This is a genomic window from Verrucomicrobiia bacterium, from assembly GCA_035489575.1.
Lineage (GTDB): Bacteria > Patescibacteriota > Saccharimonadia > Saccharimonadales > JAGQNK01 > DATHJY01.
This window is the reverse complement of record DATHJY010000011.1, coordinates 137,615-162,692: the sequence shown is the minus strand read 5'-3', so window position 1 is coordinate 162,692 and position 25,078 is coordinate 137,615. Positions and strand designations below refer to the sequence as shown.

Annotated in this window: 30 protein-coding genes and 3 tRNA genes; 6 read left to right on the top strand and 27 right to left on the bottom strand. The window is 51.4% G+C overall.

Translation table 11 applies throughout. The annotated features are described in order from the left end of the window. Positions 1–8: 8 nt before the first annotated feature. Positions 9–686, bottom strand: coding sequence for a hypothetical protein (locus VK694_05410; GenBank protein ID HTE58154.1), 678 nt, complete (start codon positions 684–686; stop codon positions 9–11). A 54-nt stretch (positions 687–740) separates the two neighbouring features. Then, on the bottom strand, positions 741–1,964 hold the full coding sequence (locus VK694_05405) for an MFS transporter (protein ID HTE58153.1): 1,224 nt from the start codon (positions 1,962–1,964) through the stop codon (positions 741–743). A gap of 47 nt (positions 1,965–2,011) precedes the next feature. Here VK694_05405 and VK694_05400 point away from each other — a divergent pair, with 47 nt between their 5' ends. Next, a complete protein-coding gene (locus VK694_05400) occupies positions 2,012–2,464 on the top strand; it encodes an NUDIX hydrolase (GenBank protein HTE58152.1) in 453 nt (150 codons plus the stop codon). Positions 2,465–2,488: 24 nt separating this feature from the next. Continuing rightward, the gene (locus tag VK694_05395; protein ID HTE58151.1) at positions 2,489–3,007 is read left to right on the top strand and encodes a hypothetical protein; all 519 of its coding nucleotides are present in this window, start codon (positions 2,489–2,491) and stop codon (positions 3,005–3,007) included. Here the strand turns inward: VK694_05395 and idi are convergent. Beyond that, on the bottom strand, positions 3,004–3,549 hold the full coding sequence (gene idi, locus VK694_05390) for an isopentenyl-diphosphate Delta-isomerase (protein ID HTE58150.1): 546 nt from the start codon (positions 3,547–3,549) through the stop codon (positions 3,004–3,006). The genes VK694_05395 and idi overlap by 4 nt on opposite strands. Before the next feature lie 77 nt (positions 3,550–3,626). After that, entirely contained in the window at positions 3,627–4,328 is a 702-nt protein-coding gene (locus VK694_05385; protein ID HTE58149.1) for a hypothetical protein, read from the bottom strand. Between the two features lie 185 nt (positions 4,329–4,513). Between VK694_05385 and VK694_05380 the strand changes: the two genes are divergently transcribed. From VK694_05380 to VK694_05370, 3 genes are read left to right on the top strand one after another with little or no spacing between them, the layout of a single operon-like run. Next, positions 4,514–5,743: a glycosyltransferase family 4 protein gene (locus tag VK694_05380; GenBank protein HTE58148.1), complete on the top strand. Its 1,230-nt coding sequence runs from the start codon at positions 4,514–4,516 to the stop codon at positions 5,741–5,743. Next, positions 5,740–6,951, top strand: a complete 1,212-nt coding sequence (locus tag VK694_05375; GenBank protein HTE58147.1) for a glycoside hydrolase family 57 protein — start codon at positions 5,740–5,742, stop codon at positions 6,949–6,951. Before VK694_05380 ends, VK694_05375 begins: the two co-directional genes overlap by 4 nt. Next, the gene (locus VK694_05370; GenBank protein HTE58146.1) at positions 6,951–8,882 is read left to right on the top strand and encodes a glycoside hydrolase family 15 protein; all 1,932 of its coding nucleotides are present in this window, start codon (positions 6,951–6,953) and stop codon (positions 8,880–8,882) included. Before VK694_05375 ends, VK694_05370 begins: the two co-directional genes overlap by 1 nt. Before the next feature lie 138 nt (positions 8,883–9,020). Here VK694_05370 and rpmG read toward each other — a convergent pair whose 3' ends face one another. The 13 genes from rpmG to VK694_05305 all read right to left on the bottom strand — a co-directional run bounded on the left by rpmG (position 9,021) and on the right by VK694_05305 (position 16,838). Beyond that, on the bottom strand, positions 9,021–9,224 hold the full coding sequence (gene rpmG / locus VK694_05365) for a 50S ribosomal protein L33 (protein ID HTE58145.1): 204 nt from the start codon (positions 9,222–9,224) through the stop codon (positions 9,021–9,023). 184 nt (positions 9,225–9,408) lie between these two features. After that, positions 9,409–9,483 (bottom strand) — tRNA-Thr (locus VK694_05360). Positions 9,484–9,629: 146 nt separating this feature from the next. Next, entirely contained in the window at positions 9,630–10,085 is a 456-nt protein-coding gene (locus VK694_05355) for a hypothetical protein (protein HTE58144.1), read from the bottom strand. Positions 10,086–10,302: 217 nt separating this feature from the next. Beyond that, the gene (locus VK694_05350; GenBank protein HTE58143.1) at positions 10,303–10,761 is read right to left on the bottom strand and encodes a hypothetical protein; all 459 of its coding nucleotides are present in this window, start codon (positions 10,759–10,761) and stop codon (positions 10,303–10,305) included. Between the two features lie 93 nt (positions 10,762–10,854). Next, a complete protein-coding gene (locus VK694_05345) occupies positions 10,855–12,318 on the bottom strand; it encodes an amidophosphoribosyltransferase (GenBank protein ID HTE58142.1) in 1,464 nt (487 codons plus the stop codon). Positions 12,319–12,379: 61 nt separating this feature from the next. Then, positions 12,380–12,706, bottom strand: a complete 327-nt coding sequence (locus tag VK694_05340; protein HTE58141.1) for a hypothetical protein — start codon at positions 12,704–12,706, stop codon at positions 12,380–12,382. After that, entirely contained in the window at positions 12,706–13,527 is an 822-nt protein-coding gene (locus tag VK694_05335) for a hypothetical protein (GenBank protein ID HTE58140.1), read from the bottom strand. The genes VK694_05340 and VK694_05335 overlap by 1 nt, the downstream gene beginning before the upstream one ends. A gap of 50 nt (positions 13,528–13,577) precedes the next feature. Beyond that, complete coding sequence (locus VK694_05330) at positions 13,578–14,030, bottom strand: DUF4234 domain-containing protein (GenBank protein HTE58139.1); 453 nt, start codon at positions 14,028–14,030, stop codon at positions 13,578–13,580. A gap of 341 nt (positions 14,031–14,371) precedes the next feature. Next, positions 14,372–14,674 carry a histidine phosphatase family protein gene (locus VK694_05325; GenBank protein HTE58138.1) on the bottom strand — a complete coding sequence of 101 codons (303 nt, stop codon included), beginning with the start codon at positions 14,672–14,674 and terminating at the stop codon, positions 14,372–14,374. Positions 14,675–15,032: 358 nt separating this feature from the next. Continuing rightward, positions 15,033–15,118 (bottom strand) — tRNA-Tyr (locus VK694_05320). A gap of 4 nt (positions 15,119–15,122) precedes the next feature. Further along, the gene (locus VK694_05315; protein HTE58137.1) at positions 15,123–15,500 is read right to left on the bottom strand and encodes a group I intron-associated PD-(D/E)XK endonuclease; all 378 of its coding nucleotides are present in this window, start codon (positions 15,498–15,500) and stop codon (positions 15,123–15,125) included. Positions 15,501–15,620: 120 nt separating this feature from the next. Continuing rightward, a tRNA-Thr gene (locus VK694_05310) sits at positions 15,621–15,696 on the bottom strand. Positions 15,697–15,764: 68 nt separating this feature from the next. Beyond that, positions 15,765–16,838, bottom strand: coding sequence for a hypothetical protein (locus tag VK694_05305; protein ID HTE58136.1), 1,074 nt, complete (start codon positions 16,836–16,838; stop codon positions 15,765–15,767). A gap of 190 nt (positions 16,839–17,028) precedes the next feature. Between VK694_05305 and VK694_05300 the strand changes: the two genes are divergently transcribed. After that, positions 17,029–17,862, top strand: a complete 834-nt coding sequence (locus tag VK694_05300; protein HTE58135.1) for a hypothetical protein — start codon at positions 17,029–17,031, stop codon at positions 17,860–17,862. 120 nt (positions 17,863–17,982) lie between these two features. Here the strand turns inward: VK694_05300 and VK694_05295 are convergent, their stop codons facing one another. The 10 genes from VK694_05295 to VK694_05250 all read right to left on the bottom strand — a co-directional run bounded on the left by VK694_05295 (position 17,983) and on the right by VK694_05250 (position 25,067). Continuing rightward, positions 17,983–18,636 carry a tetratricopeptide repeat protein gene (locus VK694_05295; protein HTE58134.1) on the bottom strand — a complete coding sequence of 218 codons (654 nt, stop codon included), beginning with the start codon at positions 18,634–18,636 and terminating at the stop codon, positions 17,983–17,985. An 86-nt stretch (positions 18,637–18,722) separates the two neighbouring features. Beyond that, positions 18,723–19,580, bottom strand: a complete 858-nt coding sequence (locus VK694_05290; GenBank protein HTE58133.1) for an AAA family ATPase — start codon at positions 19,578–19,580, stop codon at positions 18,723–18,725. 2 nt (positions 19,581–19,582) lie between these two features. Further along, positions 19,583–20,479: an RluA family pseudouridine synthase gene (locus tag VK694_05285; GenBank protein ID HTE58132.1), complete on the bottom strand. Its 897-nt coding sequence runs from the start codon at positions 20,477–20,479 to the stop codon at positions 19,583–19,585. Between the two features lies 1 nt (position 20,480). Further along, entirely contained in the window at positions 20,481–21,500 is a 1,020-nt protein-coding gene (gene trpS, locus VK694_05280) for a tryptophan--tRNA ligase (protein HTE58131.1), read from the bottom strand. Next, the gene (locus tag VK694_05275) at positions 21,493–21,837 is read right to left on the bottom strand and encodes a hypothetical protein (protein HTE58130.1); all 345 of its coding nucleotides are present in this window, start codon (positions 21,835–21,837) and stop codon (positions 21,493–21,495) included. Before VK694_05275 ends, trpS begins: the two co-directional genes overlap by 8 nt. Positions 21,838–22,064: 227 nt before the next feature. Then, on the bottom strand, positions 22,065–22,664 hold the full coding sequence (locus VK694_05270; GenBank protein ID HTE58129.1) for a DUF4352 domain-containing protein: 600 nt from the start codon (positions 22,662–22,664) through the stop codon (positions 22,065–22,067). Positions 22,665–22,800: 136 nt separating this feature from the next. Further along, positions 22,801–23,208 (bottom strand): 30S ribosomal protein S9, encoded by a 408-nt coding sequence (gene rpsI / locus VK694_05265; protein ID HTE58128.1) that lies wholly within the window; start codon positions 23,206–23,208, stop codon positions 22,801–22,803. Further along, positions 23,208–23,648: a 50S ribosomal protein L13 gene (rplM, locus tag VK694_05260; protein HTE58127.1), complete on the bottom strand. Its 441-nt coding sequence runs from the start codon at positions 23,646–23,648 to the stop codon at positions 23,208–23,210. The genes rpsI and rplM overlap by 1 nt, the downstream gene beginning before the upstream one ends. Further along, a complete protein-coding gene (rplQ, locus tag VK694_05255) occupies positions 23,648–24,127 on the bottom strand; it encodes a 50S ribosomal protein L17 (GenBank protein ID HTE58126.1) in 480 nt (159 codons plus the stop codon). The genes rplM and rplQ overlap by 1 nt, the downstream gene beginning before the upstream one ends. A 1-nt stretch (position 24,128) precedes the next feature. Beyond that, complete coding sequence (locus VK694_05250) at positions 24,129–25,067, bottom strand: DNA-directed RNA polymerase subunit alpha (GenBank protein ID HTE58125.1); 939 nt, start codon at positions 25,065–25,067, stop codon at positions 24,129–24,131. Positions 25,068–25,078 lie beyond the last annotated feature (11 nt).

The following is a 25,078-nucleotide window of genomic DNA, read 5'->3' as shown; positions in this document are numbered from 1 at the left end:
ATTCAAGCCTAAAGAGCTGGCCAGTCGGGACCGGGCTGCACGCCCAGTATTTTGGACAATTCCTCTTGTGATGCTGCCAAAGCACCGAGTGCGTGCGGCAGGGTTTGGTCACGGTAGCCTGGATTAATATCTACTGTATGTTTTATATCTCCCAGGGCTACCCATTGGAACCTGGCCACTTCACTCTTGTTGGGCTTTAGGGTTGGTTTGAGCGGGTCTGTGTATACCCCTATCAGTGCGAGCAGGTCGAGTTTTGAATCTTGAACTTCTTTGGAGTCTGGAGGGCCTTCATACTTATGTGGCAAAGCAAACGGCACCCCCAGATAGATATCTAGTTTGCTGCGGTCCTCTTCTGTCATGTTGGCTTCTTCCTCGACCTCTTCAAGCGCGGCAAAGGTGATAGGGTCGTGAACGTCGGGGCGATCAGCATAGCCGGTTATGGCGCTAAATTGCTCATGGCCGCCCACTCGCTGTGCAATGAGCGCTTCGGTTTCTGGCCGGAGAGTGTACATTCCCAGGTCATTTCGCTCCCATGTGGGGTCGTGAAGCATAGTTACGCTTACAGCGACGGGGTTTGGGGCGTTGCTATAGTCTACGCCAGGGCCACCCTGGTAAAGCGGCAGACCTTCGGCTCCAGTTTGGATGCGTTCAGACCACTCTTGGCGCTGATGTTCATAAATTGGCATAGTGTACATCGTACACTATATCATTAAAAATTGCAATAGTTTTTGAAATCTGCCCTACTCTATGGTTAGTTCAGGCATCTGAATACGATATGCCTTGGCACGATTACTGAGCGTGCGGGCGCGTACCAGGACAACGACACTGACAACACTCACCCACACCAGCAAAATACTTCTGGTAGTAGCTATGCCAAAAGTCGTAAATAGTACGCCCACACAAACAGACCCAATGCCATAAGTGCCGTACCATAACAGGTTCACTACAGACAGCGCAGTAGAGTGGTAGCGATTGGCTACCACCTGCTGCACCGCGCTATTCAGGGTGCCAATAACTGTTCCAGACATAATCCCCATAGGGACAATGGCAACCAAGCGCAGCCATATAAGGGGTTGGTTTAATAGAATTGCTGTCACTAGCATGCCAATCCCCCACATCTGGATCAGACGCAGTGGATGTAGCTTGGCAAACAGATGTCGGATAGCATAGGCGCCTGCTGCCGAACAGACAGCAACAATCGAGAAAAGCACCCCAATAGTAAAGGCGCTCTGGCCGTCATTCTCGTAAAACAACTGGTACCCTGTCCAGATCACCTCGCCTATTAGGCTGAAGAGTACAAATGACACCAGTAGAGACAGAATGACTTCATTGTGTCGCATGAGAGCGATAGTTTTCTTAATATGCTCACGATTAGTGGCTGTTTTTTCGGTAATTTTTTCATCATGCAAAAACAACCCTAATATGGCGCCGAACATGGCTACAACTGACATAGCAAAAAACGCTAGTTTGGGGTGAAAACTGTACAGTGCGGCACCGCTAGCCCCGCTCAGAGCCCTAGAGATGAAACCGGCCATCTGAGTATTGCTCATAAAGGCGGTGTAGGCTTTTTGCCCTAGCTTTGCCTCTTCGTAGCTCTTGTGTACCAAGGGCAGCAACGCACCAGACTGTAGCGCCTGGCCTAGCCCACTCAAGAGGCAGCATGGGATAAGTAAGATTAGTGGTAGCTCCAGTGCGTAGGCTACGGGGTAGATAGACAGCAACAGGCTGCCTATGATAAATACGCGCTTACGGCCCAGCCGATCAGCCAGCGCACCAGTGGGTATTTCTAGGATGCCACCCGTAAACCAAACGCACATGAATACTACCGTTGCGGTAGCGGCACTCAGGTGTAATTCGTTTACGCTGTATAACAACCAAATCGGCAAAATAAACGCAAAATTGCTAAGAAATTGAGCGCTCAGCGCTAACCGAGCGTTGTGCTTGGCAGCGCGCGCGTTGTTCATGCCGGCATTATATACAGGTTACAATGGGGCAGTAAAAGGATTTTTATATGTCGGTACCAGATGATCAACCATGTCCGCGGTGCGGACGATATAAAAACCGTGGCCTTTCAATAGACGCGGTCATAGTGCGTGACGGAAAGATTTTGCTAGGCAAGCGTGGGGCCGAGCCCTGCAAGGGCCAGTGGGCTACCATCGGCGGGTATGTAGAATGGGGCGAAAAGCTAGAGGAAGCCCTGGTCAGGGAAGTCTTTGAGGAAACGGGGCTGAAAGTAACAAGTTGGCGAATAATCAACGTCTACAGTGACCCGGCCCGGCATCCCCAGCAAGCCGTCAATGTCGCGTACGTAGCGGAAACCCAGGGCGATCCCAGGCCTGGCGATGATATAGAAGAAGTCAAATGGGTGCCGCTAGACCAGATCCCAGACAACCTGGCTTTTGACCACGCCAAAATCATTGCAGACTATAAGGCTGGGGCCAGCGGCTCGCTTGACAGGTCATGAGTTAATGACAAAGAAGCTATTTTTATGTATAATTTGTCGATTATGCGAAGGCACAATACTGTCCAAAATCTCAAGTTCTTGCATCAGACAATTTATCGCCGAGATCATGATTACGCCGGTGAGCCTGGCATAGACACCGTTACGCGTAAGCGGGGTCGTCGTGTTTTCGGTGCAATAGTGTTTGCGGGTGTCGTAGCACTAGCGCCAGCGGCAAAAGGTTGTGCCGACGGTGGAGGACAGCTCATCGCTGGCAACCCCAACGAACCAACCGAGCAAGGCGCGGTTACTCCCCGCGACACTAGCGTCGACACTATGACTATATTGGATTGTGGCCAACTTTCACTCCCACGCCCCCCAACTGCTACCGAACTTCAAGTCGCTGCTCAGCTTATGGTGTTGTCGGGCGGTGAGTGGGCTGCCGACTTTAATTGTCTTGGAATTGATCCCGATGGGGATGTGGCATCTGTCACGGGCGCTGCAGGCGCAGAATGCGCGTTTGTTGACAGTGACACCGCTGTTTGCCGTCCTGACAGGCCTTCCTAAGAGAAACGCCGAGGTGGCAACTGCTTTTCTGCGAGCTGCTTTAGTTGGTCCTTTGCCCAATAGGAATATTTTTCTCCATGGGATTGCAAGTCTGCTTTATAGTCAGCCCAGGTAAGCCAGCTGTAATCCTCTACTTCCTCTGGGTTGGGAGCAAGTCCCCCTTTCAGCCGCGCAGTAAAAACAGGACATATCTCGTTTTCCACGATGCCGTTAAATGCCGGTGTTTTATAGCGATAGTCTGGCAAAATAACCTGTATATCAGTGAGTGTTGCGCCTAGTTCGTCATGGGCTCGCCGCTCAATTGCCGCTTGGTGCGTTTCGTCTGGTCCGGGATGACCGCAGACGCTATTGGTCCAGACGCCAGGCCAGACCTTTTTAGACAGTGCTCTCTGGGTTACTAAAAACTCGTCCTTGTCGTTAAAGACATAGCACGAAAAGGCGGCATGCAGAGGGGTGTTGGCATGATGCGAGGCCAGCTTGGGAGCTGTCCCGATGGGCTTGCCTTGCTCGTCTAGGAGTACAATCAGTTCTTCGTTCTTCATGACAAACAGTGTACTTGAGCTCGCTCAAAAAACAACAGCCCCGGGTTGGGGCTGTTGCAAGTGTGTTGGAGGACCGTTTACTGGCGCTTGAAGCGACGGATGAGTGCATGTACTGCACCACCCAGTGTCGAAACACCGGCAAAGGTAACGGCAACTGCACCGGCACCGGTCTCAGGTAGGACGGCGGGTGTAGTAGCTGCAATAGGGGTTGTCTGTATGGCTTGGACTTGTGGTTTCTGTCCGCCTTCGGGGAACTTAGGTTCCTCAGGGGTCTTTGGTGGTTGTGGTGGAACCAGGCAGTTCTTTTTGCCACCGAACTTAAAGTCGCGCAGCGGATGCTGGGCCAAGATTTGACCGTTCTGATAAGCATAGTTAGGGGTGCCATCAGGGGCTTTGTCTTTATCACCTACCAACAGGTCGGCCTGGAAATAACAATCATCAGGCAGGGTCATGGTGATAGTGTGCGTGCCAGGTCCAACGGCAGGCAATGTTTTGCTGCCAAATAGGACTTGTTCGTTAATACGTGTAGTATCAGGGGTCGGTGACTTCCAGACAGCAAGTGTAACAGGGGTGGTACAGTTCTGGCCTACTACTTCAAAGGTAGCAGTGATTTTGTTACCAGAAACAACCATTTTGTCGCCTGGCTTAACGCCTGCGGGCATCGTCTTGGGGATGTCACAGGTGTTGTTAGCAGTGATAGCACTGGCAGAAGCGGTGTTGATAGCTACAACAGAGGTAGCGACTACTGCAAATCCAGCAATATAGGGTAATACTTTCATAGTTCCTCCAAACTTATGCACATACTATAACAAATTATTGTGCTTATGTCAATAACTTTGTGTATACATACCCCTTATGGCTACTCCACTAGGGGTTTGTGGAAACTCTCTAAAAACGATTGTGCTTGGCCCTTAAAGTATCTATAATCAGAATTAAATAAAGGGAAAAACGAGCAAAGAGGGTCATGAAAGTACTCATGTTGGGGTGGGAATTGCCTCCTTACAACAGTGGTGGGCTTGGAGTCGCGTGCTACCAGCTGTGCCAGTCTCTCTCAAAAAAAGCCGTCGATATAGAATTTATTCTGCCCTACACTGCCGATTTTAGCGCAGTCGACTTCATGAAGGTGCGGCCAGCTCACCCTCAGGGAGTAGAGGCCATTATGCGTAGTGGTGTTGCCTACGACAGCTACCGCTATATTTTTACAGATGGCCATGAAGAGCTTTTTACCATCTTTGATCAGCAGAAAGCTTACGAGACAGCCGTGGGCCAACTGGTTCCCTCTCTGGACTTTGATGTTGTCCATGCCCATGACTGGCTGACTTTTCGGGCAGCCTTGCGCACCAAGCAACAGAGTGGCAAGCCGCTGATTGTTCATGCCCACTCTATAGAGTCAGATCGGGCTGGCAAAGAGGGCGGCGGTAATCCCTTGGTGCGCGAAATAGAGTCTCTGGGTATGCTGCTGGCCGATAGGGTTATAGCGGTCAGCCAGTGGACTAAGGATGCCATTGTTCGCGAGTATGATATCCCGGCTGACAAGATAGACGTCTTGCATAACAGCATAGATCCGGCCTGGTACCAATCCCTCGACGACAACTCGGCTCATCGCTATCTGTCAGCCATGAAGGCCCAAGGGTATCGGGTAGTGGTCAACGTAGGGCGTCTGACCATCCAAAAGGGCTTGCCCAACCTGCTCAGGGCGGCCAAAGAGGTTATCCAACGCGCACCAAAGACGCTGTTCCTGATAGTTGGCTCGGGCGAGCAATACACGGAACTCATAGAGTTGGCAGCAGACTTAGGGATCAGCAAAAATGTCTTGTTTACAGATTTCCAGCGGGGCAAGAATTTGCGCGATAGCTTTGCTATCGGCGATCTGTTTGTCCTGCCCTCGGTATCTGAGCCATTTGGACTTACCCCTTTCGAAGCAGCCATATACGGCACGCCATCTCTGGTCAGTAAACAGTCGGGAATATCCGAAGTGTTCCAAAACTGCCTCAAAGTAGACTTTTGGGATATTAACGAAATGGCCAATCAGATTGTGTCAGTGGTGCGCGAAGACGTCCTGCGGGACGAGCTGCAGGCTAACGCTGCCCGCGAATACCAGCGTCTCAGCTGGGAGGGTGCGGCTGACGCCCTGACTAACTGGTATCACCATCATCATAAGCTGCACGCTTTGTCAGAGGTAGGATCGGTATGAGCAAGAAAGCCATTGTCCTGTATCTGCATGTTCACCAGCCGTATCGAGTGCGACATTACACTATTTTTGACACCGGTGCGCACCACAATTACTTTGACGCAGCTTATGATGAGCGCGAAAGCAACGAAAAGGTCATCCACAAGGTAGCGGAAAAGTCGTACCTGCCCATGAACCGTACGCTGTTACAGATGTTGCACGAGCATCCAGAGTTTCGAATCAGTTTGTCCATAACAGGGACTATACTTGAACAGTTGGAGGCATGGCATCCAGAGGCCATGCAGAGTTTCAAGGATCTATTCGCCACCGGGCGTGCCGAGATTGTGGCCGAGACCTATCATCACTCCCTGGCTTTCTTCTATTCGCGCTCAGAGTTCGAGATGCAGGTGGATATGCATCGCCGCAAGGTGCAGGATCTGTTTGGACAGACACCCAAGGTCTTCCGAAACACCGAATTTTCATATAATAACGACCTGGCGTATTGGGCGGACAAAGCTGGCTATAAGGGTATTCTGACCGAAGGCTGGGACCCGGTCCTGGACTGGCGCAGCCCCAATTATGTGTACCGGCCGACCTATACCAATCATATCCGTCTGCTTATGAAAAACTACAAGCTCAGTGACGACCTGGCCTTTCGGTTTGGCAACCGTGACTGGAGTGAGTGGCCCCTGACAACCGAAAAGTACTGCCACTGGATGAACAACACCGGCGATGCCGAGGTATTCAACTTGTTCATGGACTACGAAACTTTTGGCGAGCATCAGTGGGCGGACACCGGTATCTTTAATTTTCTGAAACAGTTGCCGCACGAATGGCTTAAATCTCACGGTAACACCTTTATGACCGTATCTGAAGCCATTGACGCCTATGAGCCCAAGGACAAGATCGATGTGCCTCAGACTATCACTTGGGCAGATACAGAGAGAGACCTGTCGGCCTGGCTGGGCAATCAGATGCAACAGCAGGCCATTCGGGCTCTGTACGATCTGCAAGAGCCCATTATCCACAGCGGCGATCTGGAGCTGATAGACGACTGGCGCAAGTTGCAGACTTCTGACCACTTCTACTATATGTGTACCAAGTGGTTCAACGACGGTGATATTCACGCCTACTTTAGCCCTTACGCCACCCCGTACGAGGCCTTTACAAACTTTATGAACGCCTACCATGATCTGCGCTACCGCCTGGCTGTAAAAGGGGTAGAAGTCTAGTGGGCCGCCCCGTAGTACTGAGCAACGGCCGCATGTTTGTGGGCCTGGACGAACACGGTCTGGTGCACGACTTCTACTATCCGTACGTGGGCCTAGAAAACCTCACTAACGCCCGCAGCTTGCAGCATAAGATAGGCATATGGGTAAATGGGCAGTTTAGCTGGGTAGACGATGGATCGTGGCAGATTAGTGTAGATTTTCATTCGGATGCCTTGGTGAGCAGTGTCACCATGCATTCGGACAATTTACAGATAAGCTTGCACTTAACCGACTTTATCGACAGTGAGTTTGACGCCTTTATTCGCCGTGTAGAGCTGACCAATCATGCCGCTGAAGAGCGCGATATCCGTATTTTTATGCACCAAGTATTTCAGATTTCACGGGCCGGTCGGGCCGATACGGCGGTGTATGTTCCAGACGATCACTACATTCTGGACTACAAGGGCCGTTGCTGCTTACTGATTGCCGGGGTAGTGGAGGGCGATGGCGGATTTGACCAGTTTGCCGTTGGCAATTACGGCATAGAGGGAAAATCAGGCACCTTCAAAGACGCCGAAGACGGCGAGCTGAGCGATAACCTGGTCGAACACGGTGGTGTAGACAGCGTGCTACGGTTTCAGAAACATGTGGTTACCAATGGTACTTTCAAGATAGACTACTGGATTGTTGCCGATACCAGCCAGTCTGACGCCCAGGTGGTCCACGCCAAACTCAAATATAATCCTATCGACGAACGACTAGCTGCGCTCAAAAGAGGCTCGGCCGAGTGGTTCAACGTGCTGCAACCCAAGCTTGCCCAGATTCCAGAACCACATCGTACGGCCGTGCAGAAAAGCCTGCTGATCATCAAGGCTCACTGCGACCAGCGAGGATCGGTGCTGGCTAGCGGCGATTCTAGTATTTTCAACTATGGCCGTGACTACTACTGTTACTGCTGGCCGCGTGACGCCGCCTACGCCCTGTGGCCGTTTATCCGGCTAGGGGCGTATGCCGAGGCTCGCAACTTTTTTGGCTTTGCCCGCGACACCGTGCACAAAGACGGCTATCTGATGCATAAATACCAGCCAGATCGGGCTATTGGCAGCACGTGGCACCCCATGGTGCATGGGCGCAGCAAAGAATTGGCAATCCAGGAGGACGAGACAGCTATTGTGCTGTTTATGATGGGCGAATACTTTGAGGCTTCTCATGACCAGGCGTTTGTAAATGATTTTTATGATACGTTTATCTACCCCGCTGCCTCGTTTTTGATCGGCTTTATCGACGACCAGACCGGCCTGCCGCACGCTAGTTATGATCTGTGGGAACAAAAGTTTTCGACCAGCACCTACACGGCTTCGACCGTTATAGCTGGACTGCAAGCTGCCTGGCGTCTGGCAGAGGCCATCGGTAAACATGCCGACACAGAGCCCTGGAAAGCTGCCAGCGATAAGATTCAGCAGAATTTTGACCTGTTTTATCACCCGGATGGGTACTTTAGGAAGGGTTTCTTGCTGGAGGAGAGCGGTGACTTGTCTTATGACGATACCCTGGACGCTTCTAGCTTGCACGGTCCCTTTATGTTTGGCGGTTTGGCACTAGACGACGAACGAATGTCCAAGACAGCCCAGGCTGTAGAATCACGGCTCTTCAACACCAGCCCACTCGGCGGTGTTGTCCGTTATCCTGGCGACGGCTATTTCTTGGCCAAACAGCAATTTGCGGGCAATCCGTGGATTGTCTGTACTATGTGGTTGGCGCAGTTCTATATGCAGACAGACCGCGAAGACGAGGCCGAGGCGCTCGTGGAGTGGGCTATGGACCGCATGCAGCCTAGCGGTGTCATGAGCGAGCAGTATGACCCCGAAAATGGATCACCTCTGGGCGTAACACCCCTGGTGTGGAGCCACGCCGAGTTCGTCAACACCATCTTAGATCTGTATAAAATATAATTTCAAAATCCAATCCGGATTTATTCCGGTTGGATTTTATCAGTTGCCAGGAAGGAGTAGCCCAAGAAAAAGGTCTCTCCATTTACTGGGAGACCTTTTTTCTTGGCGCGATGAGGGAACCTATCTCGGCTCCCTCATTTATTTTCTGCCTTTTACGACGTTACGGCCAAGGTTTTTCTTGGTCTCTACGTACAGTACGTGCTTGCGCAGCTTGGGATCATATTTGCGCAGCTTTAGTCCATCGGGGGTATTCTGGGTATTTTTGACCGTGTAATAGTGGCGGCCGCCAGATTCCTCTGATACCAAACCAATTGTCTTGCGCTTGTCGCCTTTTTTAGCCATTAGTTCCTACCTTTATAAAACGATTTATTGATTTTAACAGATATGCTCTGATATTTCAACAGTGCAGCTGTCCCGATCCAAGAGAGGGTTCTTGGATCGGAAGAGGAAGGAGCATACGAGACCCCGCCAAATTTTGGCCACATTGATTGCCAAAATTTAGGCCGGGTTGGAATGAATTCTGACGTGGAGCCATCTTCGGGATTTGAACCCGAGACCCCCATCTTACCATGATGGTGCTCTACCCCTGAGCTAAGATGGCACATTTAACCGCCCTATCATACCAGCCCTGACCCCTTATGGCAATGTGTGAAAGAGCCGCATAAGCAAAATGGTTATGCGGCTCTAGCCGGAAAGGTTGGACAAGTCTGCCCTCCTCTGCCTTTCCGGCTGTCCTTTCCTGGCTGGCTATGTGACCGGGAACGGTGAGCCTATCTTGGCTCGCTCCCACGTGCCGTAGTCCACGGTGTGAGTGTAGTGACGCATCTCACCTGCTCGGGTCGGCCCATAGACGGTGATCCAGTGGAGGCTGTAGTGGTAGTTGACATTGAGTTTTACTATCTGGCCAGTGGAGACTTGCCGGTGGTAGAAACTGAACCTGTCGCAGCCCGTCACCATGATGATGACGCCGGCCATAAGGGGTACCAAGGGCGTAGCCCAGTAGTACCACGGTGTATGTGACTCCTCGGGCGCCTCCTGCTCGATGCTCGGTTCGGAAGAGAACGGGGAGTCTTCCCAGTCAATCCTGGTGAGGAGCCATACCCACGCAGCGATGCCGAGAGTTAGTATGGCAGCGCCCAGGATGATGGTTGCAACCAGGCCTGGCCTGCCTGGTACATGTTGAGTTGTGGTAGGAACGGTCACTGTGCTCCGATCGCGTGTAGACGTCAAAAGGACAGGGTAAAATCCCTATTTATTATAAAACAAATTATATCATGGAGCAATAACATGGAAGTGCTCTACCCATGAACTAAGCGTGGAATGAAAAAGAGCCGCAGGCAAATAAAATGTCTAAACGGCTCTTGAGCCAGAAAGGTTGGACAGTAGTCCTCTTCTGCCTTTCTGGCTGTCCTCTTTGTTGCTACTCGATGCGCATGCGTTGACCCACGTAGGCCTTGCGCCAGGTTTCTTGCTCGACCTGCCACCTGTGGTAGCGCATCTCGCCGGCCCTGGTGAGGCCGTAGATGGTCACGTAGTAGTAGGTGGTCCAGATGCGGTAGTTGGTCCAGTGGGAGTAGCCAGCGACCACACCGTCCATGACCTGGCGAAAGTGGTAGCTGAACCTCTCGTAGGCAAGACAGGTGATCACGACACCGGCGGTCAGGGGAGCGACCCACATGTACCAGGCGATGCCGGTCTGCGGCTTCTCATAGGGATAGGTGTAGGCGTTGGACTCGTCCCAGAAGTGGACTTTGACCATGATGCCAATCAGCACAAGGCCGAAGGCAATCAGGCTTGCGCCGAAGATGATAGCCAGCTTCAGGCGGGCTTGACTCGGCAGGGCGTCCAGCTGGGCCTCGGAAGGGCTTGCGCCGCGCATTGCAGCTCCAGTCTTAGATGTAGCGACTAAGGGACAGGATGTAAAAATCCGATACAATTATAGAATAAATAGCATGTAAAGTCAAAAATTAAGCTATCTGATAACATTGAGTAAAGCGGGCTGTTTGTTGAGTCTAGCCTCAGAGAGGGGGACTGGGGTGGGGTATTTGCCAAGTATGCAGCCCATGCATAGATTGCCCAACGGGACACCCAGGGCTTTGGCCATTCTATCTTCGCTCTGGAAGGCTACGGAATCTGCACCGAACACAGCTGCCATTTCACGCGGCAGCATATCCGAAGCAATCAGGTCGTCGTCATGACCCATATTGATCCCATAGAAGCAGGGCCACTTAATGGGTGGTGAGTTGATACGGATATGTACTTCTAGGGCACCAGCATCAAACAACATGTCGCTCAGCTTCATAACAGTGGTACTGCGGACTATGGAGTCGTCTTCGAGCACGATGACTTTGCCTTCCACGGACTCTTTATCTATCAGGAATTTTTCGCTGACGGCCTGTACGCGCTCTTCCTGCGTGGGCAGAATAAACGTCCTGCCTTTTTTATAATCTGGATTTTTTATAAGCCCCTGCACACATCGCACGCCTAGCTCATCAGCGAATCCTTCGGCTGCTGGCAGGCTGGAGTCTGGAACTCCCACGACAACCACTTCTGCGCCGTCGGCTCGGTCTGTTTCTACGGGGTGTTCTCTTGCCAGCTCACGGCCCAGCTCGTAACGCACGTTTTTTACCGGCCTGCCCTCCCAATTGCTATCTTCGTTCATGTAGTAGACGGGCTCGAACATACACAGCTTTCTCTCTGCCTCAACTTCCAGCCGGTCCTTGTGTAGCCCCTGGCTGTCTATGATTATAATTTCCCCTGGCTCAATGTCACCGACGATGGTCAGACCGTTCTTTTGGAGTGATACATCTTCGGATACCAGCGCAAACCCCCCTCCTGGATAGTCGTCGAACGCACCCATCGTCAAAGGCTTCAACCCGTGTCGGTCGCGGACGCCAATAACTTGGTTTCCGTCGGTGGCTACAATGGCAAAGCCGCCTTCTAGCTGGGGCGCCAGTTCTTTGATAGCTCCTAACAGACCGTCTTCGTGGGTAAGGGTGAGTCGATTCAGGAGCTCGCCTACGACATGACCGTCGTTAATTTGCTGTTCTGGCGGAAGGCCATACCTGTCGGCTACTTGCTTGAAATTGGCGATATTGCCATTAAAGGCGAATCCTTTGTAGGGCATCAGTCCCTCGCCCGAGGTGCTATACCGGGCATGACCCAGGGCGATATGGGCGTTAGGGGCATCCCTATCCAGCTGGGTGGCTCTATCAGGAAACACGTCAGGAATACGTCCATCATGGGCACGCATAACTGTCTCTTCGCCCGTGACCAAGATTCCGGCGGCGTCCTGGCCTCTCCGCTGAAGGGGTAGCAAGAGATCGTAGGTAGCCTCGCCTACATCCATGTACTGATCAAACGCATACACTGCGACAATGCCGCATTTTTCACTTGGTCTATCAAGCTCTTGCGTAGGGGTCAGAGATTCTGACATTTATTCTCAGTATAGCGGTTATGGTTCCTTTTGAGAAACGGAACCTTTGGCATTACAGATTTCAGCTGTCAGCTTCTAGTATGATGACACGCTCACTGATCTGAGATGCCATAACTGCCAGTTGGCCATAGTGCTGTATGGTCAGTTCCATGATTTGCCTGATCTCGGCCTCGCCGCAGGCCACCCTGACAGGTATGACTTTTTCTGCAAACAGATTGCCTTCGGCATCTAGCCACTGGCCTTTGGCGGTGCGCATAATAGTCAGGCCGCCCGTGATGTCCCTCACCCCCTCGTCCCACACATGATGATGTTCCACCGGGAACTCGTTACCCTCATTGTCGTTGGCGGAAACCAAGACTTCCCAGAGTTGCGAGGTGGTTTCTTTCATTATTCTAATAATCTAAAAATATCTTTGACGGAAATCCTGTCATGAGCATCAACCGTGTGGGCATACACGCCGGCTGATCGTCCTGGTTTGCCGTCTGGATAGTCCACTTTTGGCATGGCGCGCAGACTTATGTCTCCCTTATTTTCGCCGCTCGTGGGGTCCAGCGCCGTAACCAAGCACCTGCGGGTACCTCGGTCAATCTGCAGGGTTGCGCCAGATGCGATGCTGCCAATCCGGGCCATCTTGCCTATCATGTCCAGCTCTTCATGCGCACGCATGCCAGACAACACAATATCTGGCTTAAACTTTCGAACATCGGCTGCTTCCGCACCCGAATCCTCAGCAATCTGAGCAACCGATTCTGCAGAAATAATATGAAGTGCTGCATTGGCGCGCTGATATGGTGGTATGCCTTCGCCCAACAGCCAGGCAGTTGTTTTTTGCAGGAGGTGCACCGGCCTGCCCAAATAATCACTAAATGCCGCGTCGTGGTCGGGGCTGGTAAACCATACCGGGGTATCGTCCCCAAACTCGTTGCAGTGTGCTTGGGCTGGCCTGCCCAGGTCAAAATCAAGAGATGGTAAACGCAACGGATTGCCATCCAGGTACGCTGTTTGGCCATCTGTATCATAGGTAATTCCAAGTAAATCGGGAGCCTGCTTGCTTCCCAGCCGCTGTAGACTGTCGTCTGCTAGTTGTTCGGCAACGATAAATGCTCTGTCGCCCAAGAATCCACCGGGGTATACCTCGGTGGATGCAATCGCTATACCGGGTCCACCGGTTACGGGATACTTCCACAGGCTTTCTACTTCTACTGACATGAAGCCATTATATCCGAGTTGCCTTATTTTTTCCGAGGCGGTCACTTTTTCTAGGTGTGTCGCTCAGAATTGAAGTAATTCTGTATGATCATGGGCCACAAAAATCCGATACCGAACAGGAACAGCAAACAAAATACTTTGTATGCCGCGCCACGCGTGAGATGGCCGTTAGTTGCTGCCTGCACGCCCGCGCAATACTTCCATACCCACCATAGAGTCAAAGGGATTATGCTACACACAACAAGCGTTGCAAGTATGGGAAATAGCACAAGGTTGACCAAGTGGTAAGCGCCACTAGCTTCATTCAGAAAGAGGCTAACGAAAGAGGTTAGCAAAACGTGGGCGATGCTTACCGGGATTGGCACCAGCAACACCCAAACGGCAGGCAGTTTTATCCCTTTTTGTACCATCTCTTTTCGGGTATCGTACAGCCAGTAGAGGATGTAAATTCCCAGGGTAATGATACTGAGAAGAATGACTATAACTGGATTGCGGTATTTCATGGACAATCTTTGTACAGTACATTTTTGCCGTCTTTGTCATAGTAATAGATACAGTTCTTTTGGGACTGGGTTTTATACCAGTAAAATGCTGCCGAGCAAACCAGTACGATTACTGTAGCTATAACTAAGATCAGCTTTTTATTCATGCTTCTGGCAAAACTATAGGCGAAGTTCTCTGATCTCGCAAAATTTAGGCGTAAAACGAGCCTCTTCGTAGATGCCAAGTTCTTGGCAAATGGTTGCTATTAATAGGGCGTGGGTTATCCAGACTTTTTCTTGAGGTGGATGCTCGATGAGAAAACGTGCAGCTTTACGCGCCACTTCGGGAGGGCGTCTTTTGTCTAGCGCAGCGCGAATTTCTGAATTACTGAGCCCACCCTTTTCTTCATTAAGCTCTGGATACAAGTGGAGTCTACGGAACCCGCAGTTATTGCGGTATCTTGCGTACGTCGCATCATAGATACCGCGACAGGTTCGCTGGCGAGATCAAAACCATATTCACTTGTCAGTTTTTCGCCTAGCTCGGTAGCTTGCTCTCTGCCTTGCGGCATCAGTGGGGCTTCTGGGTTGCCAAATGCTGGCGTGCCGTAATTATCACGATTGTTGGCTTCTGAAAGACCGTGTCGAGCAACAAGTATTGACATAGTGTAGCCTATATTACCTTACTCGAACTAGAAATAAAAACCTATACTGCAGAGGATGAGCGAGCTATTACCCGGGCCGGAGCCTGAGCCAAAAACACCAAGCCAAGGGGTTGCTGACATGTTAGGCGCTTCTATGGGGAAGATGCTGGCTTTGACGAAGAGACTCTAGGCGAGCTCGCAGATCTCTCATTCGAAGATGCCTTTGACACCCCGTACAGCTATTTAACACAAGCCGGGTTTGAAGCCGATGTTGTTTTAGCGTCTTGGATAGAGAGCCCTGACCAGGAATAGGCAAAAAGTATTCTCAGCCCGGACCAAGCACCAATAAGAAAACCCCGATAAATCGAGGTCTTTTTATTGGTGCAGGGTGTAGGATTCGAACCTACGAAGGCATAAGCCAATAGATTTACAGTCTATCGTGTTTGACCGCTTCACTAACCCTGCATAATCACACTATTTCATAACCACTATACTTTGGATGTTCAATATTTAGCTCATTCCTTGCGGTTATCTTATCCCAAGCCAATACGAACTTTCTGCCGCTTGCGGTGTATACGAATAACTCGTCAAAGTCATTGTCCAGGTATTTCTTGGTGGTAGAAAATGATTGATTACCTCCCGTTATTCGCAACGCCACTTTGTGCTGTTGGATTCCGTTATAAAAACCTGCATATTTCACCTGAACCCTTTTCAATACTCCTTCAACTTCGATTACTAGGTCGTAGGGTCGCTTATCTCCTATTGGCAGACAAACCTCGTATCCGTTGGTCATGTAGTATTGAATGGCATTCGCCACTGCTAGATCGCCCTTCTGCTTCGTATGCATACATCGATTATAGCAGAGTATAGTGCTGTTTTAATGTGCGATGAAACTTGGAACCACCTGTACTGCGTTCACGTGGCTTCCTCGGAAACTTTCTGTCAGCAAGCTGCCAAAAGTTTCCCGTGGAGCCACCTGTCGGATTCGAACCGACGACCTTCACTTTACAAAAGTGTTGCTCTAGCCACTGAGCTAAGGTGGCGTACTGTTCCTTGCTAACCGCTGAATTTTACCAAAACAGGGGTTAAATGGCAATCTGTTGGGTAAAACTCATTGTGTTTTTTTGGCCGGTATTATATAAGCATAGGCATCTCTGCCTATTTGGGCAGAGTTACGTTTAGTGTCAGTGCTATACACGTAGAAAATCCACTGGAGGTAACTGCAGTGATTATCACGAAGCCGTTTGATCTGGCGCCGTTCACTTACGGTCGGCCGCAGCCGCAAGTAGGCTGCTACGTCATCATGAGCGATCTGCGCATCGGTGACCTGACTGACGCGGACCTCAACTTCATCGTCAAGGAGACGGATGGGATCGAAAGTTGGGAACGTGCCCAGGTGGGTGACAACCCCGAGGGTGACAAGCGCCAGGAGTTCGAGCAGACTACGGCGGAGCACTCCCTGTACGCATTGCGGGTCAAGACATGTCCGCGTCGTGAGCAGCCACATGATCACGAGCTGACCAGTCTGCAGGCTTTTGCCCGCCATGTCACTCGCAAGGATTGGGACCCCCCCGAACAGATGAGGGGATACCCCGACTACGAGTGGCAGCCGGTTGCGCCGGGTGTGGGTGTCCGACTGTGGCAGGCCCCCAATGAGTGCATCCTGCGCTTCCCCTACTCCCTGGATGAGCTCAAACAGGTGTGGCTGGATGAAGTCGCTGGTGACACCATGGGCGTGATCAGCGTCTCGCGAGACGAGGGCCTGGAACCGCACATCCTGCATCTCGTGCTCGAGGAGTACAAGCAAGACCAGCCGCTGCCAGACGTGCACACGGTGGTCCGCCGAATTGTCAGTCACCTGTCCCTTGCCCCTCCCGGTCGTAGTCCGCTCAGTGTGGACGCGTTGACGTTCAGTCAGCTCAAGATCGGCATGTGGGTCGAGCTGCGGTCCAGTCTCACCTCTACGGGTGAGGTCATCTCCACATTGGGGAATGCCGGGACTCGACTGCTGGTCGCCGAGATCGATGAGGCCAATCAGCTGGTGACGCTGAACAGCCGAGGCGACAATCTCGGGTTGAGGACGCGCCAGGCCGCTGACCTGGGCCTTGTGCCCCTTGGGCCGGATGAGGTTTTGGACTGGAGCGTCAATTTCTACATGGTTGCAGCCTGACGATCCGGTCATCATAGTGGGCGGAGCCCAACGCAACGGGCTCTGCCCCACTATGATGACCGATAACATTTGAATGATATTGTGGTATTTACCAAAAAATTGTATAATAATATTATCTCTTCACCTCGCGTGTTAGAGCTCTTTTATAGTCAAGCTTGAAAAAGCTGGAAGACCCCTCTAGCACCCTCGTCTTGGAGGCGCCCACGTGTCCCCCGTCTCGGACCTTTTGGTCCAGCCATTCACCTACTTCGCCATGCCTACGGGCTGGAATATACAAAGTCGCTATCCCATTGGCGAACTGGACCGGTCCAACCTGGACGTGCTTGTGGCGAACACGCCATTTGTCGCGTCTTGTACGCCCGATGTCATGCAGCGTCGCCACGTGTTGGCGGTCGAGCTGGAAGCGCTGGCGATCAACCCGCACGAAGTTCTGCACCCGCTGCTCAAGCAGCTCGAGTCCTTCTTCGTTGTTCCGGAGCAGCCGGTGGTTTCCATCGATGTCAGCTGGCAGACCTGGCGTCCTGGTATTGAGGTGCGTCGGCACTACCCCGCGTGGAGCTTGTTCCATGTCCGCTGTCCGCTGCCCTTGACGTACGTCGGTACTCAGAAGCTCAGCCAGGTTTGTCTGGCTGTGGATGGGATCGACCGGATTGGTTGTGACTACTTCGAGTCAGATGTGCTAGAAGTGCTTGTGGCGGACAGCTACCTGTCGCAGGCCAACGCTGTCCTGTGTGGTGTTCTCACTGCTCTAGGGCGACTGTTCCCTGTGGATGGAGCCCTACCGGCACACAGCCCGCTGCATCATGCAGCACTGACAGTGGCCACCGCGCGCAGTGGCATGCCGATCGTGCGTCACATTCGTGACGAACATCCCACTTGGGCCATCATCACCGACATCATCACGTCTGGCGGTAGGCCCACGCTGATTCAGCTGGACAAGACGCGTCTGGTGGCTGCTGCTCACTTGGGCATGGAGCCTTATGGACGCGCCACCTCGAATCCCCGCTGGAGCGATGTCTGCTACACCCTCGAGTCTTGACTACCTCATCATGGTGGGCCGGCCCTACACCCAGGGCCGCGCCCACCATGATGACTACATTTTTTTGAGCTTTCGTGTCTGTCTAACAGGCAGATAGACATGAGTTTTCAAGGAAGAGAATTAGATAACGACGCGCTTGGGGCGTATCACTCGCTTGGACTTGCCAGAGGGCACAATGAGTTTCTCCAGCTTGTCATTCAGCACGTCGGCTTCGGCCTGCATGCCAGCATTTTCATAGGCTTTTATAAGAAGGCTAAAGCTTTCGGGATTTGGCTCTAACTCTATGGCGCGCTTGAGTCCGTCTAGCATGAGTTTTTCATTGCCCAGTTTTTCTTGGACCTTGGCATAGGCAATGTGGCGGGCGGCCAATTCTTCTTCTAGTTTGAGCGCTTGCTCAAAAGCCGTGGCGGCTTTTTGGTAGTTTTCGGTTTCGTAATAAATCAGCCCCAAGTTATGCAAACTGGAGGCTGTTGGTTCTATGCTGCTAGCGATCTCGAAACAGTCAATAGCGTCTTTGTATTCTTTTTGCTTGGCGTACAAAATACCCAGACGGTTGTAAGCAGCGGCATTTTTCTGGTCAATTTTTAGAATAGTCAGCAAAGCTTTTTCGGCACGCAAGAATCGGTTCTCGCGCATACCCTGGTGGGCTATATCCCACAGGCGGCCCATCTTGTCACTTATCCTGCGTGGAATAGCCTCTAGGTCATCGTCGCGCATCTTGGCGCTGCGGTAGGCCAAGGCACCAAAGCCAATGACCAGAGCAAGTTCGTACATGACGACTATTATACACTCCTAGAGTCCATCTCGTAATTCCCTTCGATTCCGAGGCCGCAGGACGGAGGTGAATTACGAGATGGACTCTAAAGGTTTAAAAACAGATCGCACAACAACAGTTTGGTATTGGGGTTATGGGCTAGCGATGCCTCTGCCTCATGTACGACTCCCAGGGTCCGGTGCCAATGCTTTATTTTGGTGTCGTCTCCTTTGTCTATGGCCTGGTGCAGGGCGGCCGAGCAAATGAGCTTGCATGCTTGCAAGAATAGCGGCAATGTATCACGTTGCTTGGCGAGGTCGTCCACTTGGGCCAGACGGTCAAAGAGCGTACTGCTTAGGATTTGCTTGGCACGTTGGACCTGGTTGGCCAGGTGATGGTCCTCTTGCTTCAGGAGGGCATTCATCAGGCCAGCATGACCGCCACTCATCATGTATGCGCGGTCAATGTCTGCCTGCTCGAAGTCACCGTCAAAATAGGTGTTGGCCTGCTCTTTGGCTATTTTCTGAATAGGAATCTCTTGGACGCGTGAGTAAATAGTTTCTTTGAGCTGCAAAGACTTTGGTGCAGTCAGAATAATCATCGTGTCGGCTGGCGGTTCCTCCAGGGCTTTCAGTAGTGCATTTTGGGCCTCGTTAGTCATGGTGTGGGCATCTTCGACAACTACCACCCGGCGAACGACTTGATCGCCTGGTGTGCGAAGCTGTAAAAACTTTTGCAATCCCCGGATAGAATCGATGCTAATCGTGCCGTCGGTCGGGGCGATAACCGAAAAGTACGGGTAGATCTCTAGCTGTGCGGGCGTAGCCAGCCCTAACTGCAATTGGGCGAGATATCGGGCCGCAAATGCTTTGCCTGATCCTCTTGGCCCGGACAGTAACAGTCCGTGGATGCTACCGGGCTTAATAGCTTGCAGGCGTTTCTGAGTATAGCCGTGCAGCAACATGGCTATACTACTCGTGACTTGAATACCTTGGGCAATGGGGCTGTGAAGGTTTTTCGCTCGCCGCCAGGCAGCGTGATTTCCAAAGACAGCGCGTGCAAAAAGAGCCGATCGGCCGGTGCACCGTCATATAACACGTCGCCAACAATAGGATGGTCCTGGTGTGTCAGGTGCACGCGGAGCTGGTGGGTTCGTCCTGTGGTAGGTTCTAGCCGTACTAGATCGTCTGTTTTACCCTTTGTCTCTACATGATAGACGGTAACCGACGGCTTGCCGTTGGCACCAACACGAAAGGTGGCCGGAGCTTTGGGGTTACGTTCTATCGGCATATCTATAGCAGCTTCCTCGGGATCTAGATGGCCGGTAACAACTGCCATGTAGGTCTTTTTGACCTTGCGCTGCGAGAACTGTTTCTGCAAAAACGAGAGTGTTTGCTGATTCTTGGCGCAGATCATAACACCGGACGTTGCCCTGTCCAGGCGGTGCACAATACCTGCCCGGCCATCGGCCCCAACGGACGGGCCTGCTACGGGGTCGTACCCAGTAGCAGCGGTTTTTTGACGTACAAACGAGGCCACAGATGGCTCGTTCCAGTACCGACCTCGGCTATGGCTGATAATGCCTTCAGGCTTGTTCACTACCAGCACATTGTCGTCTTCATAAATAATAGGCAGGTCAATATCGGCAATCTGATCAATCTCTTTGGCGTTAAAGTCGGTGCTGATAACATCACCCATGCGTAGCTTGTAGCCAGCTTTTTCCTGGTGATCGTTTAGCAGGACGCGCTTGCCTTCAATCAGCACGTGCACATAGGCACGGCTGAGCATGGGCAGCATTTCTGTAGCCACCACGTCAAAGCGTTTGCCCTTTGTCTCCTCGTCTACAATTAGATTTTTTGACATATTATTGAGGACGTAGTCCTACCGCCTGCTGGACTTTTAGCAAAGTTTGATTGGCTTGTTGGTTCATGGTGGCCTCGCTGGACTCTAACTTTGCTTTGATAGCGTTTTCGTCTATTTGACCAAGCTTCGTTTGAAATTCTTGTAAAAATGTGGCGACTTTATCGGCTGCGGCGGTTTTGAGTTGACCATACTGGTTTTGTCCAATAAACTCATCCGAGTTGCCACCGAATAATTTTAACATATCTAACAGGTTAGTCACCCCTGGGCGTTCTTTGTAATCGTGCTGAATATCACCCAGACTGTCGGTTGTGGCCGACATGATCTTTTTGCGGGCTTCATCCGGAGAATCGGTCAAGAATATCACGCCTTTGCCAGTTTCGTCCGATTTGCTCATTTTCTTGGTTGGATCCCCCAGGTCGCGGATACGTAACCCCTGATCTTTGCCAAAGAACTCATGCTGGTCTTTGACTGGTTTCGGGACTATAAATAGCTCGCCGAATTGGCTGTTCAGCCGGTCGGCAATATCGCGTGTGAACTCTAGGTGCTGAGATTGGTCGTCACCAACTGGCACATAAGTTGCGCCGTACAGCAACATGTCGCAGGCCATCAATACAGGATAGTTAAACAGCCCGATACTAATACGGTCTTCTTTAAGTTTGGCTGACTTGTCTTTGAATTGAGTCATGCGGGACATTTCGCCAAAACCAGTGAAGCAATCAAGTATCCAAGTCAGTTCTGAATGAGCAGGCACATAGCTCTGGCGGTAAATATGTATGTCCGAGTTGTCTAGGGGCAAGCCAACCGCAACAAACATCCTCAGGGCTTGGAAGATGCGCTCCTGCAGCTTGCTGTGATCAATGGGCGTGGTAAAACTATGCAGATCTGGCACAAACAGATTAATTTGATAGTCCCCGGCACGTGTAGTGGCCATGTCAACAATGGGCAGTAATGCGCCCAAATAATTGCCAATATGAAGGTCGTTATTCGCCCGTATGCCGGTCAATATTACTTCTTTACTCATTTGCACTAATTGTACCACTAGTTTTTGATTCTACCGGTGTTATTGTTGCTTCTAACAGGTTCCGGCGGCGTGTTAGCTCTGCCTGGTAGGCTATGATCCTGCGCATAGCTTCTACCCGTGCCTGACCGTACGAGATATCTGGTGCGACCTCTGCCTCCCTGGATATGCCCGCCCCCGCGTATATGTCTGCTGGTAGCAACGACAGTTCCGTTGTCTGTGAGCCCGCAACCTCACCGTTGCTGAGGTCTCGGCCCGCAATATCGGGTACCACCTGGGCACGCTGTAGTTGTTCGTCGGTGAGCTCCCGTCTGTATCTGGTAGGTTCGTGAGTTTCCATAGCTTTCCTTTCGTCATTTAAAAAAGACCGCCCGTGGCGGTCTTTTGCTGAGTGCTTATTGATTATTTATTACGAATACGCACAGGAACAACCGCCAATTTACGGCCGGTAAACCAATAAGCGAAGCTCTGGATTAGTTTCATAACTTGAGCATTATACCACTTTATTATTTAGATCGCCACCATAGGCAAGCATTACGTCGGCTAAAGAGGCGGTGCTGACTCGAACTACTTCAGGTTAATTTGTATGCCGGGGCTATTCTCTGCGCCATGCAGCTCGGCTCGTCTCATTTCTTCGCCGCCATTTAGATCAAAGAGCAGATCGCCCGATACGGTACTGTCTGGAGCGATTTGCTGGTACCAGTAGTTTTTCGTTTGATCCGCCTGGGCGTTTTGGGTGGCGCCTTCGTCTGCGGGGTACGAATCTTCTGTAGCCACAAAGACTCTTTGCGCAGCCAGCGATAGGCTAACGGGCGCGCTACCCGTGTTTCTTAGAGTAATACTAAGGCGGCAGAACTGTCCTTCGGCTTCTGCTTGGGCGTAGGCATTGGTGCCAATAGTTCTTTCGCCATTGCAGGCGGTGCCTTTGACGGTGAACTCCAGGTCACCATCTTGCGCAGGCTCACCAATCTGGGGCTTTTTGGGCTGGTTTTTGGGTGTTTCGGCTGTCTTGGTATCGTTTACGGCCTTTTCGCTTGCTGCTATGGTGTATGGATTTTTACCACCAGTAGACTTAAAGAAAAGTAGATAACCTATGTATCCGCCAACAACAAAAACTGTCACCCAAATAAGTATCAAAAATTTATGCCGCCACAGGAAATTTTTCATTTGCGCCTATCTCTCAACATTCAAGTATTGAGAATATCATATTATGCAAAACAGGACCTTGGATGTATTTCCAGAGTCCTGTTTTTCTGTGCCCAAAGTGCATGGGGAACCCGCTTGAGGCTCCTCATTACTGTCTTTAGCGCTTCGTAAACTGACGTTGTTTGCGGGCGCCTTTGAGGCCGGGTTTTTTGCGTTCTTTTTCGCGTTGGTCGCGACCAAGTAGCTCTGCACGACGAAGTGTGCCCCGCAGGTCTTCGTTCATGAGAGCCAAGGCCTTGGCAATCCCCAAACGAATAGCATCGGCTTGACCGGCATGGCCACCACCACTAACTACGGCACTGATGTCGTACTTGGTGGCTTCAAGCTCTAGTGCAACAAAAGGCTTCATGAGTTCGTGCATGTTGGACTTGCTCTCGCCAAAATACTCGCTGGCTTCTTTGCCGTTTATGACAATTTTGCCTTTGCCATTTTGCAAACGAACACGAGCAGTCGAACTCTTGCGTCGGCCAAGGGCGTAGTGATAGTGAGCAGTTTTTTCTGCCATTACTTCTCTGCCTTTACATTAAGTTTCTGTGGTTTCTGGGCGGCATGATTATGCTCGGCACCGGCATAGACCTTGAGTCGCTTCAGTCGGTCATCGCGCAGCTTGTTGACGGGCAGCATGCCACGAATAGCGTGCTCGATAACGTGAGTCGAATCTTTGTCCATCTGGTGACGCAGTTTGGTTTCCTTTAGTCCACCAGGAAAGCCACTATGACGGTAGTACATCTTGTCTTCCATTTTGTTGCCCGTGACAACCAGGTTGTCTGCATTGACAACAATGACGAAGTCACCGGTGTCGATATGCTTGGTAAACGTTGGCTTACCCTTGCCGGTCAACAATGTGGCGGCTACGGTAGCCAGACGGCCCACGGGAGCTTCGGCGGCATCGATAACGTACCACTTGCGAGTTACGTCTGATGGTTTTGCGCTAAAAGTTTTCATTATTGAGCCTCCTTTTTGGCAGGAGTTTTCTTGGCTACTGGTTTCTTGATGGTAGCTGGTTTTGCGGCAGGTGCTTCAGCCTTTTTCTCTACGGCTTTCTTGGCAACGGGCGCTTCTTTGAGGTCGTCTACAAAACTTATGCGAGCTAGCTGGGCGTTGTCGCCACGACGAGCCACAGTGCGCTCAATGCGCAGATGGCCGCTAACGCGTCCTTTTAGCTTTGGTGCAATCTCGTCAACCAATTTATGAGCGACTGCAACTGTTTGCAGACTGCTAATAACCTGACGGCGGTTATGTAAATCACCCTTTTTAGCTTTGGTGATCAGGCGTTCCACGTAGGGCACGACTTCTTTGGCCTTGTGCAAGGTAGTCTCTATAGACTCATGCTTGATAAGGCTCTCAGCCAGACTCTTGATAAGAGCTTGGCGTTGGTCGCGTTCGCGGTGGAATTTCCTTCCTTTATATCCGTGACGATGCATCTTAGAGCTCCAGCTCCGCTAGCTTTTCTTTGACTTCATCCAGCGCTTTGCTGCCGAAGCCTTTCAGTTCACGTAGCTCTGAATCGCTGAGCGAGAACAAGTCACGCAAAGTGTGGATCTCGTTGTTGATCAGGGCATTGGTGGTGCGGGCGCTCAGGTTCAGGTCTTCGATAGGAGTCATAAGTTCAGGAGCGTCATCGTTGGTGGCAGCGTCATCGTCGCCAGTAGGGCTGATAGGCGCAGCACTCTCGACGCGAGTTTGTCCAGCCAGGGCAGTGTACTGGTTCACTAGAATTGCAGCAGCTTCTTCAAAAGCGTCGCGTGGGGTAATTGAGCTATCGGTATCAATGGTAAGCAGTAGCTTATCTAGATCGGTCATCTGGCCAACGCGGGTGTTCTCTACCTTGTAGCGAACACGTACAACTGGGCTAAAGATAGCGTCAACTGCAATCATGTCACTAGCCTTCTTGGCAGTACCTTCTTCGATGGTACGGTAGCCACGGCCGGTTTCTACCACCAGGTCCATGACAAGCGACGTCTTATCATCGTCGATAGTAGCAATCACATGGTCGGGATTGACTACTTCTACGTCAGCGTTTAGCTGGATGTCTTTGGCGGTAACAGGGCCTTTGCCCTTTTTGGTAATGCGCAAGGACTGAGCTTCGCTGCCGAAAACGCGGAAACGGATACCCTTTAGGTTGAGCATAATATCAACTACGTCTTCTCGCACGCCCTTTAGGGTGGTGAATTCGTGGGTTGCGCCTTCTACTTTAAAGGCTGTGATAGCGGCGCCAGCAATGCTGGATAGTAGTACGCGTCGCAAGCTGTTGCCGAGGGTCATGCCATAGCCGGTGTGGAGTGGCTCGACTGCGAAAGTGGCGCTACTTGGACTGTGGTCGTCTACTTTAACAACGCCTGGTGTGTGAATTATCTTTGACATATTTTCTCCTA

What these genes read in the sequence shown, in the direction of transcription:
- VK694_05330 (HTE58139.1), bottom strand. Translation starts at nt 14,030, where the DNA reads ATGAAATACCGCAATCCAGTTATAGTCATTCTTCTCAGTATCATTACC.
- VK694_05395 (HTE58151.1), top strand. Translation starts at nt 2,489, where the DNA reads ATGTATAATTTGTCGATTATGCGAAGGCACAATACTGTCCAAAATCTC.
- VK694_05405 (HTE58153.1), bottom strand. Translation starts at nt 1,964, where the DNA reads ATGAACAACGCGCGCGCTGCCAAGCACAACGCTCGGTTAGCGCTGAGC.
- rplQ (HTE58126.1), bottom strand. Translation starts at nt 24,127, where the DNA reads ATGCATCGTCACGGATATAAAGGAAGGAAATTCCACCGCGAACGCGAC.
- VK694_05385 (HTE58149.1), bottom strand. Translation starts at nt 4,328, where the DNA reads ATGAAAGTATTACCCTATATTGCTGGATTTGCAGTAGTCGCTACCTCT.
- VK694_05275 (HTE58130.1), bottom strand. Translation starts at nt 21,837, where the DNA reads ATGGAAACTCACGAACCTACCAGATACAGACGGGAGCTCACCGACGAA.
- rplM (HTE58127.1), bottom strand. Translation starts at nt 23,648, where the DNA reads ATGAAAACTTTTAGCGCAAAACCATCAGACGTAACTCGCAAGTGGTAC.
- rpmG (HTE58145.1), bottom strand. Translation starts at nt 9,224, where the DNA reads ATGGCTAAAAAAGGCGACAAGCGCAAGACAATTGGTTTGGTATCAGAG.
- VK694_05335 (HTE58140.1), bottom strand. Translation starts at nt 13,527, where the DNA reads ATGTCAGTAGAAGTAGAAAGCCTGTGGAAGTATCCCGTAACCGGTGGA.
- VK694_05350 (HTE58143.1), bottom strand. Translation starts at nt 10,761, where the DNA reads ATGCGCGGCGCAAGCCCTTCCGAGGCCCAGCTGGACGCCCTGCCGAGT.
- VK694_05380 (HTE58148.1), top strand. Translation starts at nt 4,514, where the DNA reads ATGAAAGTACTCATGTTGGGGTGGGAATTGCCTCCTTACAACAGTGGT.
- VK694_05410 (HTE58154.1), bottom strand. Translation starts at nt 686, where the DNA reads ATGCCAATTTATGAACATCAGCGCCAAGAGTGGTCTGAACGCATCCAA.
- trpS (HTE58131.1), bottom strand. Translation starts at nt 21,500, where the DNA reads ATGAGTAAAGAAGTAATATTGACCGGCATACGGGCGAATAACGACCTT.
- VK694_05305 (HTE58136.1), bottom strand. Translation starts at nt 16,838, where the DNA reads ATGATGACCGGATCGTCAGGCTGCAACCATGTAGAAATTGACGCTCCA.
- VK694_05270 (HTE58129.1), bottom strand. Translation starts at nt 22,664, where the DNA reads ATGAAAAATTTCCTGTGGCGGCATAAATTTTTGATACTTATTTGGGTG.
- VK694_05375 (HTE58147.1), top strand. Translation starts at nt 5,740, where the DNA reads ATGAGCAAGAAAGCCATTGTCCTGTATCTGCATGTTCACCAGCCGTAT.
- VK694_05325 (HTE58138.1), bottom strand. Translation starts at nt 14,674, where the DNA reads ATGTCAATACTTGTTGCTCGACACGGTCTTTCAGAAGCCAACAATCGT.
- VK694_05250 (HTE58125.1), bottom strand. Translation starts at nt 25,067, where the DNA reads ATGTCAAAGATAATTCACACACCAGGCGTTGTTAAAGTAGACGACCAC.
- VK694_05340 (HTE58141.1), bottom strand. Translation starts at nt 12,706, where the DNA reads ATGAAAGAAACCACCTCGCAACTCTGGGAAGTCTTGGTTTCCGCCAAC.
- idi (HTE58150.1), bottom strand. Translation starts at nt 3,549, where the DNA reads ATGAAGAACGAAGAACTGATTGTACTCCTAGACGAGCAAGGCAAGCCC.
- VK694_05400 (HTE58152.1), top strand. Translation starts at nt 2,012, where the DNA reads ATGTCGGTACCAGATGATCAACCATGTCCGCGGTGCGGACGATATAAA.
- VK694_05285 (HTE58132.1), bottom strand. Translation starts at nt 20,479, where the DNA reads ATGTCAAAAAATCTAATTGTAGACGAGGAGACAAAGGGCAAACGCTTT.
- VK694_05345 (HTE58142.1), bottom strand. Translation starts at nt 12,318, where the DNA reads ATGTCAGAATCTCTGACCCCTACGCAAGAGCTTGATAGACCAAGTGAA.
- VK694_05295 (HTE58134.1), bottom strand. Translation starts at nt 18,636, where the DNA reads ATGTACGAACTTGCTCTGGTCATTGGCTTTGGTGCCTTGGCCTACCGC.
- VK694_05315 (HTE58137.1), bottom strand. Translation starts at nt 15,500, where the DNA reads ATGCATACGAAGCAGAAGGGCGATCTAGCAGTGGCGAATGCCATTCAA.
- rpsI (HTE58128.1), bottom strand. Translation starts at nt 23,208, where the DNA reads ATGGCAGAAAAAACTGCTCACTATCACTACGCCCTTGGCCGACGCAAG.
- VK694_05290 (HTE58133.1), bottom strand. Translation starts at nt 19,580, where the DNA reads ATGTTGCTGCACGGCTATACTCAGAAACGCCTGCAAGCTATTAAGCCC.